The organism is Rodentibacter caecimuris (genome assembly GCF_001019715.1).
Taxonomy (GTDB): domain Bacteria; phylum Pseudomonadota; class Gammaproteobacteria; order Enterobacterales; family Pasteurellaceae; genus Rodentibacter; species Rodentibacter caecimuris.
On the sequence record NZ_BBXJ01000001.1, the window covers coordinates 588,558 to 602,259 of the forward strand.

A 13,702-nucleotide genomic window follows, 5' to 3' on the forward strand; every position below is an offset into this window, starting at 1 on the left:
TACAGAGCAACATATTTTACCCGATTTTTATAACCTCTATGGACTCAAATCCCCACAAATCTAATATTTGTTTGAACCCCACCTCTTCATCAAAATGTTGGGTACAAAACATTTCATTATATTTTTTACTTTTATTTTTGATCTCTATTTCTCTCAATAAAGATTGAACTCGTTTTGCAATGGCCTCCCCCGAGTCCATAAAGTGTTTCACTTGCGGTAAGCAAAACTGAATTTCATCCCGAATTAAAGGGAAATGCGTACACCCAAGAATCATTGTATCCAAATCCATTATATTAATCCAAGGTAACAATTCACTTTTTAACGCACTCATATCCACGGAATGTCCACGAATCTTTTGTTCGGCAATTTCAACTAATTTTGTCGAGCCTAGCCGTTCTACTTTGCAATCTACCGCGAATTTATTGATCAGTTCATCTACATAGTGACGCTTTACCGTCCCTTTTGTCGCCAGCAAACCAATATGTTTTGTGTTTGAGACCTCTGCTGCCGGTTTAATTGCTGGCACTGTACCGATAACGGGGATAGAAAAGTTTTCCCGTAACACCGGCAATGCGACCGTACTTGCCGTATTGCAAGCAATCACAATCGCATCTAAAGGATGTGAATCATCAATCCGTTGGCATATCGCCAACATTCGTTGAACAATGCTTTCTTCACTGCGTTCCGAATAGGGAAAACCGCCATTATCAAAACAATAAAGGTAATGCCAATCGGGTAATAATTTTTTTGTTTCGCGATATACACTCAATCCGCCCATTCCCGAATCACAGAAGAGGATTGTCGGGCGTTCTTTTTTTATATCCATAAAAACGCTTCCTTTATTGACCGCACTTTAGGCGTTTGAGTAAATTTCTTTATTATTTAACCAACGTTTAATCAAACTCTCTGCAACATCAGGATATTGCTGTATTAGTTGCTTAGCGTAATACTGCACTGTTGGAATCATTTTACGATCACGCATTAAATTGGCGACTTTAAACTCAGCAACCCCCGTTTGTTTTGTACCTAGCACTTCACCGGGGCCACGAATCTCCAAATCTTTTTCAGAAATAACAAAACCGTCTTGGCTATCTCGTAACACCTGCAAACGTTTTTGTGAAACTTTTCCTAATGGCGGTTTATACATCAATACGCAAAAAGATGCCGTACTGCCCCGTCCGACACGACCACGTAATTGGTGAAGTTGCGATAATCCTAAACGTTCGGCATTTTCGATAATCATTAAACTTGCGTTCGGCACATCAACACCGACTTCAATCACAGTCGTTGCCACCAACAAATCCAATTCGGCATTTTTGAAGCGCAGCATAACGTCTTGCTTTTCTTGCGGTTTCATTCTTCCATGTACCAAACCAACTCTCAACATTGGTAAGGCTTTGGTTAAATCTTCCCAAATCGCTTCGGCGGCCTGTGCTTCTAAGACTTCCGATTCATCAATCAATGTACACACCCAATAAGCTTGGCGCTTTTCATCTATACAAGCTTTTTTCACACGTTGAACAATTTCATCGCGACGTTCTTCTGAAATCACGACCGTTGTAATTGGCGTACGCCCCGGCGGCAATTCATCAATAATAGAGGTGTCCAGATCCGCATACACTGTCATTGCCAACGTTCTCGGTATCGGGGTTGCCGTCATAATTAATTGATGAGGGTAAAATCCCGCTTTTTCACCTTTTTCACGTAACATCAAACGTTGATGTACGCCAAAACGATGTTGTTCATCAATAATGACCAAAGCAAGATCCGCAAATTCGACCTCTTCTTGGAATAGCGCGTGTGTCCCCACCACCATTTGCACTGCACCGGTTTTAATTTTTTCCAGCTCGGCTTGACGTGCTTTGCCTTTCACTTTGCCGGCCAACCAACCAACATTGATCCCTAAAGGCTCAAACCAATGACGAAAATTATTCGCATGTTGCTCGGCTAAAATTTCTGTTGGTGCCATCAAGGCCACTTGTTTACCGTTATCAATCGCCATTAACGCCGCTAATGCCGCTACCAATGTTTTTCCCGATCCGACATCCCCTTGCACTAAGCGCATCATGGGATAATCTTTTATTAAATCTTGTTCGATATCGGCAACGACCCGCGTTTGGGCATTCGTTGATTGAAAAGGCAAACTTATCAAAAATCGTTGTTTTAAATCCGTTTGATAACCTAAAGGCAAGGCAGAAAACTGTTGTGTTCCTAACCGCACTTTTTGCATAGCGAGATTATGTGCGAGCAATTCTTCAAAAATTAATCGTTGTTGAGCGGGATGTTGCCCTTTTTCTAATATTTCTAGGGGGATATCCGGTGGCGGACGATGCAATAAATACAATGCTTCTTTTAAGCTGAATTGATGTGGATTAAATTCACTAGGTAAAATTTCCTCAATTTTCACTTTATCCAGTAAATTTAGGGCTTGATCTACCAACTTTCGTAATGAGTTTTGTTTTAGCCCTTCCGTCGTGGAATAAATAGGCGTCAGCGTTTCTTCCAGTACAATCGGTGTATTGTCACGGATAATTTGATACTCCGGATGATGGATTTCCGGCATATAGCGCCCGCGTTTTACTTCACCAAACGCCTTAACACGCACACCGATTTGAAAACTGTTACGCATTCCCGTATTAAAATTGAAAAAACGTAACATAATTTTTGAGGTACCATCAGATAAGCTGACAGATAAAATCGGACGGCGGGCAAAAGTAACCTCACAGGTTTGCACAATCCCTTCAATCGTGAAATATTGCTCAGGTCGTAAATTGGCAATCGGTGTGATACGAGTACGATCCTCGTAACGAATCGGCAAATGAAAAAGCAGATCTTGTAAACTATGAATACCGATTTTAGCGAGTTTATTGGAAACCGCAGCCCCTACACCTGAAAGCGTGGTAAGAGGGACGGAGTCAAGAAGAGAAGAAACCATAATGTACTAGGCATTAATATTACGCTTTGCACTCACCACACCGGTAATTCTCTTAATGCGATATAAAATATTGGCGAGGTGTTTTGTGTCTTTTACACTAATTTGTAAAATCACGAGCAATAGATTATTTTCCAGCCCTTCCGTCCAAATATTTTGAATGCTGCTTTCGCTTGCTCCGATCGCTGTCATTAAACTTGGCAAAGCACTCTTTTCATTTAAGATTTCAATTTGTAATTCAGCATCAAAATTAACCGCACTTTGCATTTTTTCCCATTTAGCTTTGACTAATTGGTGGGCATTTCTAAGATTTTCACATTGTTGGTGGTGAATAATGAGCCCATGATTCAGAGTACTACATCCCATAATTGGATCATTCGGAATCGGGTGGCAACATTTGGCAAATTGCATGTTAGTCATTAAAGCTGGCGCAATTGTTAAGGTATTTGAATGATTTTCCGTATTACCGTCCACATCAATTTCCATTGACTCTCCTACTAATTGATGGGCAATAACAGAGGCAAGTTGATTGCCTAAACCGATTTCGCGCAACAATCCATCAAGTGAAGAAAGTTTTCGTTCATCCAAAACCGTTTGAATTTGTTGTAGAGAAAGATCCGATAAACGATGCGGTTGCAATGCAGCGTTTAATTCTCTTTCACCAAGTTTTACAGCATCATCTTCACAGCGTTGTTTTAAATAGTGACGTATGCGGGTTTTAGCACGAGCAGTTACAACAAAATTCAACCAAGAAGTGTTAGGATGTGCATTCGGGTCAGTGAGAACATTCACCGTTTGACCGGATTCCAACGCCTTTGATAACGGATAAGGTTTATATTCAACCATTACCCCTACACAAGTATTACCAATATCAGAATGCACCGCATAAGCAAAATCTACCGCAGTTGCTCCTTTCGGCAATTCAACAATACGTCCTTTTGGAGTAAAAACAAAAATTTCTTTTGGGAAAAATTCAGATTTTACATTTTCAATGAACTCAAAGGAGTTTCCTACACTTTGTTGAATTTCAACCAAATTTTGCAACCAGCGTTGAGCGCGAATTTGAGCGGTTGTGCTGTCATTTTTACCACTTTCTTTATATACCCAATATGCCGTCACCCCCATTTCCGCTACTTGTTCCATATCTTCAGTATGGATGTGAACTTCTACCGGTACGCCATGCGGGCCGATCATAGAGGTTTGTAAAGACTGGTAGCCATTCGCTTTCGGTACGGCGATATAATCTTTTACACGTCCCGGACGGGGCTTATATAGGTTGTGCATTTGACCTAACACGCGATAACAATCATCAATATTTTTCACAATAATGCGGAACGCATAAATATCCATAATAGAGTGAAATTCTTGATCTTTTGCACGCATTTTTTGATAGATCTTATAGAGATGTTTTTCTCGTCCCCACACTCGTGCAAAAATTCCCGTATTTTCTAACCGCTCTTTAATTTCATTAGAAATACGTTCAATAAGATCCTGACGATTATTTCGCGCAACTTCCACTAGTTTTTTCAACACATCATAGCGGTACGGATACATCGCTTCAAAGGATAAATCCTCTAATTCATTTTTGATATGTTCAATACCTAAACGATGTGCAAGCGGACAATAAATCTCAAGGGTTTCCTTAGCAATACGACGGCGTTTATCAGGACGCAGTGACCTCAACGTACGCATATTGTGAGTACGGTCTGCAAGTTTTATCAATACTACTCGAATATCACGGGTCATTGCCAAAATCATTTTGCGAAAATTTTCCACCTGAGCTTCTTGGCGGGTACGGAATTTTAGCTTGTCAAGTTTTGAGACCCCCTCAACGATATCGGCAACGCTTGCACCAAATTCTTTTTTAAGATTTTCTTCCGTATAAGGTGTGTCCTCTATAACATCGTGCAACAACGCTGCCATCACTGCTTCATGATCAAGATTCATTTTCGCAATAATGGAAGCCACTGATACAGGATGGGTAATATAGGGTTCACCACTTGAACGAAACTGTCCCTCGTGCGCATCTCTTGCTATAACAAATGCACGTCTGACTAATTCAACTTTATCTTCGGGCAAATACCCTTGAATAATTCGTTCTAAATCTGCAAACAATTCCAAAGGACACCTGACTTTTTCGGATTATTAAATGAATGGTTGAAATAAAACTGCGGTTGAAATCAACCGCACTTTTGAAATTATTCGGAAATTAATGCCACTGCAGCTGCTTCTACATGCTGAACTGCTGTAATAGCTTGATGTTCCTGAGCATCCATAATCTCATCAGAGATTAATCCTTTTTCTATCTCACGCAATGCAATAACGGTCGGTTTATCATTATCTTCCGGTACCAAGGGATCACGTTGATGCAATTGCAATTGTCTCGCACGACGTGCTGCGGTCAAAATTAAATCAAAACGGTTGCCAATTTTTTCTACTGCGTCTTGTACTGTAACACGTGCCATATTCGATTACTCCGGTTCATCTATAAATAAGGGATATAAAAGAGAGCTATCATACTAAATCTTATGCTTTTTATCCAGTAGCTGATCAATTAAGCCGATATTTTCTGTTTGTTGATAATGTTTTGTTAAACGCTCCGCACGCAAAATACTCTGTAAATCCGCTAATGCTTGGTCAAAATGATCGTTGATAATGACATAATCGTACTCATCATAGTGAGAAATTTCATCCTTGGCTTTTGCCATACGTTCCGCAATCACCGATTCGCTATCTTGACCGCGACCAATCAAACGGCTCTCCAATTCCTGTAACGAAGGAGGAAGAATAAAAATACTTTTCACATTTTCCACTTTTTTACGAATTTGTTGTGCGCCTTGCCAATCAATATCTAAAAAAACGTCAATTCCTTTTGCGAGATTTTCCTGAATTGCCGGTAAAGAGGTGCCATAATAATTCCCACCGAATACCGTAGCATATTCCAAAAATAAATCTTGTTTGATCAAGGATTCAAATTCTTCTTTAGAAACAAAATAATAATGTACGCCATCAATTTCACCAGGTCTCGGATCGCGTGTTGTATGCGAAACGGAAATCATTTTCGGCATGTTGTCCTCTTTTTCCAACAATGCGGTAAGCAGCGACGATTTTCCCGCTCCACTAGGAGCGGATACAATGTACAAATTGCCTTGCGACATAAAAACCTCTAATTTTAGGACTATCTGTCTTGTTTGTTAATTTGACTCGCACCAAACGCCCCCTTGGTCGCATCAGATTCATAAATGCCGCCTAGTTCTTCAGCGTTCGGACCATAAAAACGCCCTTTTATATCCAAATTTGAACCTACCTGATACTCCTCCGCAGTCCCTTTTCCTTCAAATTTATTGCCTGCGATAGAGCCAGAAAAACGAAAATAAGGAGTGTTTCCAACCTTAACATTCCTTTCAAAACGACCATCTATTTTCTTATTTGCAAAATCCACATCAAAATGGGTAATTCCGGATATATTTTCACCGAGACCTGCAAACCCCAAAAAACCACCTTCATATGTTGCCTTTCCGGTTGGTAGCACAGTTACATCATGTCCTTGTGAGAAAAAAACCCAATCACCACTACCAGTAGGTGATTTATCACCACCATAACGTGAATATTCTATAGATTGAACATACCTATTAAATCAAGCGACTGACCATCAATGACCAAAGTTGTCAGCCCCACCGTATTATCACCGGTTTCTTTTATTCCGTTACTCTCCAAATAGTTACTATAAAAACCAACAATATTTTTAGATAATTGAGGAGCTTCAGGTTGTGGTTGTGGCTGCGGTTGCGGCTGCGGTTGTGGTTGTGGCTGCGGTTGCGGCTGTGGTTGTGGTTGTGGCTGTGGTTGTGGTTGTGGTTGTGGTTGTGCATCACTGTGATCGCCCGAACCGGAGCAACCAACTACTAATGCTAAACAAATCGCGGATAAACTGCATTTTAACAAAATTTTCATTTTGTATTCTCCTTGTTGTTTTTAATCAAATGAAATTTAAATAGACCAGCTAAACCTCACATGAGGTTCATTCTTCATTAAATTCTTCAAAAAAGTGTGTCAAATAAACACTACCTTAAATGAAACATGCTTTTTACTGAGCCGGTTAATATAATATTATTGAAACATAAAGTAAACACGCCATTCGCTCAAAAATCGCTAAAAGTGATAGTTTTCATTTCTAAATTTTGATGCAGATCACAAAAAAATCGGATTTCTAGTTTTATCTAAACGCTCATGCTATAATCTGCCAAAAGTTTTAGGGAATACTCTTTTTTCTTAAACACAACGATTTGTTTAACTTAACTAAGAAGGTAAAATCTTATGGCAATTAAAATTGGTATCAATGGCTTTGGTCGTATCGGTCGTATCGTATTCCGTGCAGCACAACAACGTGATGACATTGAAGTTGTCGGTATCAACGACTTAATTGATGTTGAATACATGGCTTACATGTTAAAATACGACTCAACTCACGGTCGTTTCGATGGCACTGTTGAAGTTAAAGACGGTAACTTAGTGGTTAACGGTAAAACTATTCGCGTAACTTCAGAACGCGATCCGGCAAACTTAAACTGGGGTGCAATCGGTGTTGATATCGCTGTTGAAGCGACAGGTTTATTCTTAACAGATGAAACTGCACGTAAACACATCACTGCCGGTGCGAAAAAAGTCGTATTAACCGGTCCATCTAAAGATGCAACCCCAATGTTCGTGCGTGGTGTAAACTTTAATGCATACGCTGGTCAAGATATCGTTTCTAATGCTTCTTGCACAACAAACTGTTTAGCACCTTTAGCACGTGTTATTCACGAAACCTTTGGTATTAAAGACGGTTTAATGACAACCGTTCACGCAACCACAGCAACCCAAAAAACTGTTGACGGTCCTTCTGCAAAAGACTGGCGCGGTGGTCGTGGTGCAGCACAAAACATCATTCCTTCTTCTACCGGTGCGGCTAAAGCAGTAGGTAAAGTGTTACCGGCATTAAACGGTAAATTAACCGGTATGGCTTTCCGTGTTCCAACGCCAAACGTTTCAGTAGTTGACTTAACCGTTAATTTAGAAAAACCAGCAACGTACGAACAAATCAAACAAGCGATCAAAGATGCGGCAGAAGGTAAAACCTTCAACGGCGAATTAAAAGATGTTTTAGGTTACACCGAAGATGCGGTAGTTTCTACCGATTTCAACGGCTGTGCATTAACTTCTGTATTTGACGCTGATGCGGGTATCGCATTAACCGATTCTTTCGTTAAACTTGTATCTTGGTACGACAACGAAACCGGTTATTCAAACAAAGTGTTAGACTTAGTCGCACACGTTTACAACTACAAAGGCTAAGTGCGACAAGTGTCGTGCTTACTGGGGTTAAGTCCTTATATATCAAGGATTTAACTCAATTAAGAGAAAGCTATATAATGTAGCTTTCTCTTGACTATTCAGATCTTCTCGGGAAGAGTTTGGGTAGCAGACTAGAAAAGGAGCGTTGCTCAAGATCTAGTTCTAAGTTGGTAAGAATATCTCCAACTTTATGCGGTAATAAGGTATGGTCTTCACTTTTATGTACTTAATATTTAGATAAATATTAAGAGGAGTAAGCAAGCAAGATCTGTTATCGAAAGATAGGACTACCGTTAGTCGCCTATTTATAGAGTGACTTGGGTCAAATCCAAAACGTCATATCGTCCATAAAGAATGATTATTCAACCCTACTATAAATAAAGTCCGAAAGATACCGTAGCAATCTGAGACGGTTCGAGTATAAGAAAGTGGAATTTCTTCTATTTGGTTGCCACCTTTACACTTATCTTTATTTACTGTACTTCGGGATATTCTTTTATTAAGAAACACCCTCAGCAACTTGAAAGTAATAGTTGCCCGTGAATGGCTTGCGGAACAGCACGGCTACTTCTCGGTCTAAATTTACCCAAATTCCCTTTCATTGAAATAATCATTACTAACAAATGAGCTTTTATTTGTTAAAGGTTAGTTATTTCCTATTAGAGGATTAAACGTAAACAAAGTACTATTAAACATTTGTTTAATGGATAAAGTAAGTTTTAAAGTAAACCAGCAAGGGCTTATTTATTGCTGTATTAGGTAACAACTTAGTTAAGTATGAGTAAGCTGTTATTACTATTGTTACAATTTGTTTCAACGTTGATATATGCAGTTGCGAAGAAATAAATGAGTGTAACCTGTTATATGACTAACAGTAACCTAGGGATAGTGCATAATTGGCAACGATTTTGTGCGGAGCTTCCTGACAATGTACCCCCGATAAGGTTATTAATACTGTGAAGTATTAATAAGAGACTCGAAACGACCACTGGGTTGAGGGACTAGGTTGGATAGAAAGATAAACGTAAGTGAATAGTCGTAATTCTCGTTATGTAGAACAAGCCTACGGTCGCTATCGGCTTGAACCAAAAGGTATGCAGTGGGTTATCTCATTTTAGCCTTGGGATACGTCATCATAAACACTGTCGGGAAAAAAGACTATATCTTCCCTATCCATGTAGTAATAATGGAACTTGGTAAGCCTATATCTCCGCCTGAAAAATGGCAGGCAACGCGTAAGCAATGCTGTTGGTGGTGTAGGTAAAAGAAGTTAGAGAAAGCGAAGGTTGTACTGTAATGGTGCAAATAGGGTATGAAATATGACCTAACCCGAAAGGGTGCAGACTTCTAACCGGTCTTTCATCGCAAGATGTCTGACAAATTCCTTTAAAGTTTGACGGGATAAAAGCGAGCGTTGGCTTGCAGATTGAAAACCAATCAAATAAAACCAACGCACGCACTCTTTATCCTTAGTGATTCAAGAGTGTAAGTTTATTGGTAATCATAGCAGCTCTTGAAGTGTCCAAACAGAAAGAGGAACTATTAATTTACCAAGAAAACTTATCTCTCAACGGAGGTAAGTATGAAAGAGCAAACTCATCATACTAAGAAATTAGTAAGCAGTCTAGCTCCAGCGACCTCACATATATCGCAATGGCATTATATCAATTGGTATAAAGCAAACCGATATGTGAAAGGAATGCAGGTGCGGATTGCGAAGGCAACACAGGAAAGCAATTGGCGTAAGGTTAAAAACTTACAACGAATGCTTACCCACTCGTTTTATGCAAAAGCATTAGCAGTACGACGGGTGACGGAAAATACAGGCAAACGAACCGCTGGTATTGATAAACGGATTTGGGATACACCTGAATCCAAATGGATTGCTATACAAGATCTATCAAGTAAAGGGTATCAACCTAAACCATTAAGACGGGTTTTCATTCCAAAGTCAAATGGGAAGAAACGTCCATTAGGCATACCCACGATGAAAGATAGAGCAATGCAAATGTTGTATTTACTAGCATTGCAACCCATAGCAGAAACAACAGCAGACAATAATTCGTATGGATTTAGATTAAACCGTTCAACGGCAGATGCTATATCACATATACATAGTATATTTTCAACAAAAGGAAACCAATCTCGTCAAATGGCAGAATGGGTACTGGATGCAGATATACATGGTTGTTTTGATTTTATTAACCACGACTGGCTACTCAAGCATATTCCAATGAATAAGCGAATACTCAAGAAATGGTTAAAATCAGGTGTTGTTGAGTTCGGTCAACTAAAACCAACAACGGAGGGGACACCGCAAGGTGGTATTATCTCTCCAACGTTGGCAAATATGGCGTTAGATGGGTTAGAAAAAGAGCTAATCAAGCACTTTGGTGCAAAGAATAGTCTTAAAATAGCAAAACATCGGACCTACCTCGTTAGGTATGCAGATGACTTTATTATTTCAGGTATATCAAAAGAATTACTGGAAGAACAAGTTATCCCTATGGTGAAAAACTTTCTTGCAGAAAGAGGACTTTCCTTATCGGAAAGTAAAACCAAGGTAGTGCATATCGAACACGGATTTGACTTTTTAGGTTGGACTGTTAAACGTTTTGATAAAAAATTGATTATTAAACCAAGTAAGAAAAATGCAAAAGCATTTTATGACAAGGTAAAACAATCAATTTCAAAAATGAAAATGGCGAAACAAGATGACCTAATAAAAGTATTAAATCCAATGATAAGAGGTTGGACAAACTATCATAAACACGTTGTGGCTAAAGTGATATTTAACCGAATGGATAGTTTAATTTGGAAAGCCTTATGGCGTTGGTGCAGACGAAGACATCCAAACAAAGGAAAAATTTGGATTAAAGAGAAATACTTTTATTCAAATGCAACTCGGAATTGGATTTTCGGCACAGTCACCAACAGCAATAAAGGAGAACAAATCCCAATAGATTTACTCTATTGTGGATATGTGAAAATTAAGCGACACAGAAAGATAAAATCACAATACAAACCATTTTTACCTGAATGGGAAATGTATGGAGAAAACCTTGCTCAAGCCAGAATGTATGATGAACAATCACACAGACAGCAATGGCAAGCTCTTTACAAAGAGCAGAAAGGAAAATGTGCATTGTGTAATACGTCAATAACGAAAGAAAGCGGCTGGCACGATCATCATATAATTTACAAAATGTATGGTGGAACAGATTCACTAAATAACAGATGTTTAGTACATCCTGAGTGTCACCAACAAATTCATCGCCTGAATTTGAACGTTGCGAAACCGACTGCGTAGCAGTTAATAGAAAGGCTTGAGCTGTATGCAGAGAAATTTGCCTGTACAGTTCTTAGGGGGCTAAGTTGTAGTAATACAACTTGGCTACCCGATTTAAAATAGCTCACAGACTAACCGCTCTTCGGAGCGGTTTTTTTATCTTCAATAATATTACGCCCCTCACAAATTGAACAAAAGTTCACTCAAAATCATCAAAAATATTAAAGATTTATCTGGCTTTTCTTTTCATTTAACCTTATATTAGCGCACAATTGTTAGCTCAATTAACATTAAACTAAATAAGGTTAATATGAATCTCAATCTTCATTTTATTCATCGTATTGAACAACAAGTAAAAACACGGGGAAATACGACCGCACTTCGCCATAAAGAAAACGGCATTTGGAAAGACATCACTTGGATAGCATTCCAAAATCAGCTAAACCAACTTTCTCGTGCATTACTTGCTTGCGGTATTCAAGTACAAGATAAAATTGCAATTTTTGCCCATAATATGCCACGTTGGACGGTTGCCGACATTGCAGCATTACAAATTCGCGCTGTGACAGTTCCTATTTATGCAACCAACACGGCACAACAGGCTGAATTTGTACTAAATCATGGCGATGTCAAAATTCTATTCGTAGGCGATCAAGAACAATATGACCACGCCTTAGACATTGCTTCACTCTGTCCTCAATTACAAAAAATCGTGGCGATGAAACCTAGTATCAAACTTCAGCCCAGCACTCTTTCTTGTTCTTGGGAGCAATTTATTGAGCTAGGCACAATGGACCATCAAACCGAATTAAATCGACGTTTGCATGATAAACGAATGGACGACTTATTCACCATTATCTACACCTCAGGAACAACAGGTGAACCAAAAGGCGTGATGTTGGATTATTCAAATCTTGCTCATCAATTAAAAGCGCACGATCTTACACTTCACGTCACACCACAGGATATTTCTCTCTCATTCTTGCCTTTCTCACATATTTTCGAGCGGGCATGGGCGGCTTATATTCTTCATCGTGGTGCAATGCTTTGTTACTTGGAGGACACAAACCAAGTGCGGTCGGTTTTAGCCGAGATTCGTCCAACACTCATGTGTGCCGTACCGCGTTTTTACGAAAAAATTTACGCAGCCGTATTAGATAAAGTACAAAAGGCGCCTAAATTTCGCCAGATTCTTTTTCACTGGGCGATCGCTGTCGGACAAAAATATTTCACATTGATAACAGAAAAAAAACCGATTCATTTTTTACTAAAAAAACAATATGTACTTGCAGATAAGCTCGTCTTATCCAAACTTCGCCGTCTATTAGGTGGAAGAATTAAAATGATGCCTTGTGGCGGTGCAAAATTAGAACCGGCTATCGGGCTGTTTTTTCATAGCATTGGTATTAACGTTAAACTTGGTTACGGGATGACAGAAACTACCGCCACTGTTTCATGTTGGCAGGATAATCAATTCAACCCTAATTCTATTGGCACTTTAATGCCGAAAGCAGAAGTCAAAATTGGTGAAAATAACGAAATTCTGGTGCGTGGCGACATGGTAATGAAAGGTTATTACAAAAAACCGGAAGAAACCGCTCAAGCCTTTACAGAAGACGGTTTCCTAAAAACCGGCGATGCCGGCAAGTTTGATGAAAAGGGTAACCTTTTTATTACCGATCGTATTAAAGAATTAATGAAAACCTCTAACGGGAAATATATCGCCCCACAATATATTGAAAGTAAAATCGGTAAAGATAAATTCATCGAACAAATTGCTATCGTTGCCGATGCCAAGAAATATGTCTCAGCTCTCATTGTGCCGTGTTTTGATAGTTTGGAAGAATACGCCAAACAACTGAATATCAAATATAAAGATCGGATGGAATTGATTAAAAATTCTGACATTTTGAAGATGTTTGAACAACGTATTAATACGGTACAAAAAGAGTTGGCTCATTTTGAACAGGTCAAAAAATTCACCTTACTCTCTCAAGCTTTTAGTATTAAATTGGGGGAAATTACACCAACGTTGAAATTAAAACGTAAGGTCATTATGGAGCGTTATCGCAATCAGATTGAGGCGATGTATAAGCAAAATAATGAGACATAAACAAGAAAAGTGCGGTCAATTTTAACCGCAC

At 39.1% G+C, this 13,702-nt stretch carries 10 protein-coding genes; 3 read left to right on the forward strand and 7 right to left on the reverse strand.

Annotated features, from left to right (window positions below):
- Window positions 1-16 precede the first annotated feature (16 nt).
- From murI to PNEUHYL_RS02890, 7 genes are all read right to left on the reverse strand, one after another.
- Complete coding sequence (murI, locus tag PNEUHYL_RS02860; RefSeq protein WP_059365765.1) at window positions 17-826, reverse strand: glutamate racemase; 810 nt, start codon at window positions 824-826, stop codon at window positions 17-19.
- A 27-nt stretch (window positions 827-853) separates the two neighbouring features.
- Complete coding sequence (gene recG, locus PNEUHYL_RS02865) at window positions 854-2,935, reverse strand: ATP-dependent DNA helicase RecG (RefSeq protein ID WP_059365766.1); 2,082 nt, start codon at window positions 2,933-2,935, stop codon at window positions 854-856.
- A 6-nt stretch (window positions 2,936-2,941) separates the two neighbouring features.
- Window positions 2,942-5,053, reverse strand: coding sequence for a bifunctional GTP diphosphokinase/guanosine-3',5'-bis pyrophosphate 3'-pyrophosphohydrolase (gene spoT / locus PNEUHYL_RS02870; protein ID WP_059365767.1), 2,112 nt, complete (start codon window positions 5,051-5,053; stop codon window positions 2,942-2,944).
- A gap of 77 nt (window positions 5,054-5,130) precedes the next feature.
- Window positions 5,131-5,397: a DNA-directed RNA polymerase subunit omega gene (rpoZ, locus tag PNEUHYL_RS02875; protein WP_059365768.1), complete on the reverse strand. Its 267-nt coding sequence runs from the start codon at window positions 5,395-5,397 to the stop codon at window positions 5,131-5,133.
- 54 nt (window positions 5,398-5,451) lie between these two features.
- Window positions 5,452-6,090, reverse strand: coding sequence for a guanylate kinase (gene gmk / locus PNEUHYL_RS02880; RefSeq protein ID WP_059365769.1), 639 nt, complete (start codon window positions 6,088-6,090; stop codon window positions 5,452-5,454).
- Window positions 6,091-6,110: 20 nt separating this feature from the next.
- Window positions 6,111-6,464, reverse strand: a complete 354-nt coding sequence (locus tag PNEUHYL_RS02885) for a transferrin-binding protein-like solute binding protein (RefSeq protein ID WP_059365770.1) — start codon at window positions 6,462-6,464, stop codon at window positions 6,111-6,113.
- 80 nt (window positions 6,465-6,544) lie between these two features.
- A complete protein-coding gene (locus PNEUHYL_RS02890; protein ID WP_059365771.1) occupies window positions 6,545-6,886 on the reverse strand; it encodes a hypothetical protein in 342 nt (113 codons plus the stop codon).
- A 363-nt stretch (window positions 6,887-7,249) separates the two neighbouring features.
- Between PNEUHYL_RS02890 and gap the strand changes: the two genes are divergently transcribed.
- The 3 genes from gap to PNEUHYL_RS02910 all read left to right on the forward strand — a co-directional run bounded on the left by gap (window position 7,250) and on the right by PNEUHYL_RS02910 (window position 13,671).
- Window positions 7,250-8,269 carry a type I glyceraldehyde-3-phosphate dehydrogenase gene (gap, locus tag PNEUHYL_RS02895; protein ID WP_059365772.1) on the forward strand — a complete coding sequence of 340 codons (1,020 nt, stop codon included), beginning with the start codon at window positions 7,250-7,252 and terminating at the stop codon, window positions 8,267-8,269.
- Between the two features lie 1,582 nt (window positions 8,270-9,851).
- Complete coding sequence (gene ltrA / locus PNEUHYL_RS02905; RefSeq protein ID WP_059365773.1) at window positions 9,852-11,579, forward strand: group II intron reverse transcriptase/maturase; 1,728 nt, start codon at window positions 9,852-9,854, stop codon at window positions 11,577-11,579.
- 289 nt (window positions 11,580-11,868) lie between these two features.
- Window positions 11,869-13,671 carry an AMP-dependent synthetase/ligase gene (locus tag PNEUHYL_RS02910; RefSeq protein WP_059365774.1) on the forward strand — a complete coding sequence of 601 codons (1,803 nt, stop codon included), beginning with the start codon at window positions 11,869-11,871 and terminating at the stop codon, window positions 13,669-13,671.
- Window positions 13,672-13,702 lie beyond the last annotated feature (31 nt).

What these genes read in the sequence shown, in the direction of transcription:
- gmk (WP_059365769.1), bottom strand. Translation starts at nt 6,090, where the DNA reads ATGTCGCAAGGCAATTTGTACATTGTATCCGCTCCTAGTGGAGCGGGA.
- recG (WP_059365766.1), bottom strand. Translation starts at nt 2,935, where the DNA reads ATGGTTTCTTCTCTTCTTGACTCCGTCCCTCTTACCACGCTTTCAGGT.
- PNEUHYL_RS02890 (WP_059365771.1), bottom strand. Translation starts at nt 6,886, where the DNA reads ATGAAAATTTTGTTAAAATGCAGTTTATCCGCGATTTGTTTAGCATTA.
- ltrA (WP_059365773.1), top strand. Translation starts at nt 9,852, where the DNA reads ATGAAAGAGCAAACTCATCATACTAAGAAATTAGTAAGCAGTCTAGCT.
- PNEUHYL_RS02910 (WP_059365774.1), top strand. Translation starts at nt 11,869, where the DNA reads ATGAATCTCAATCTTCATTTTATTCATCGTATTGAACAACAAGTAAAA.
- murI (WP_059365765.1), bottom strand. Translation starts at nt 826, where the DNA reads ATGGATATAAAAAAAGAACGCCCGACAATCCTCTTCTGTGATTCGGGA.
- rpoZ (WP_059365768.1), bottom strand. Translation starts at nt 5,397, where the DNA reads ATGGCACGTGTTACAGTACAAGACGCAGTAGAAAAAATTGGCAACCGT.
- gap (WP_059365772.1), top strand. Translation starts at nt 7,250, where the DNA reads ATGGCAATTAAAATTGGTATCAATGGCTTTGGTCGTATCGGTCGTATC.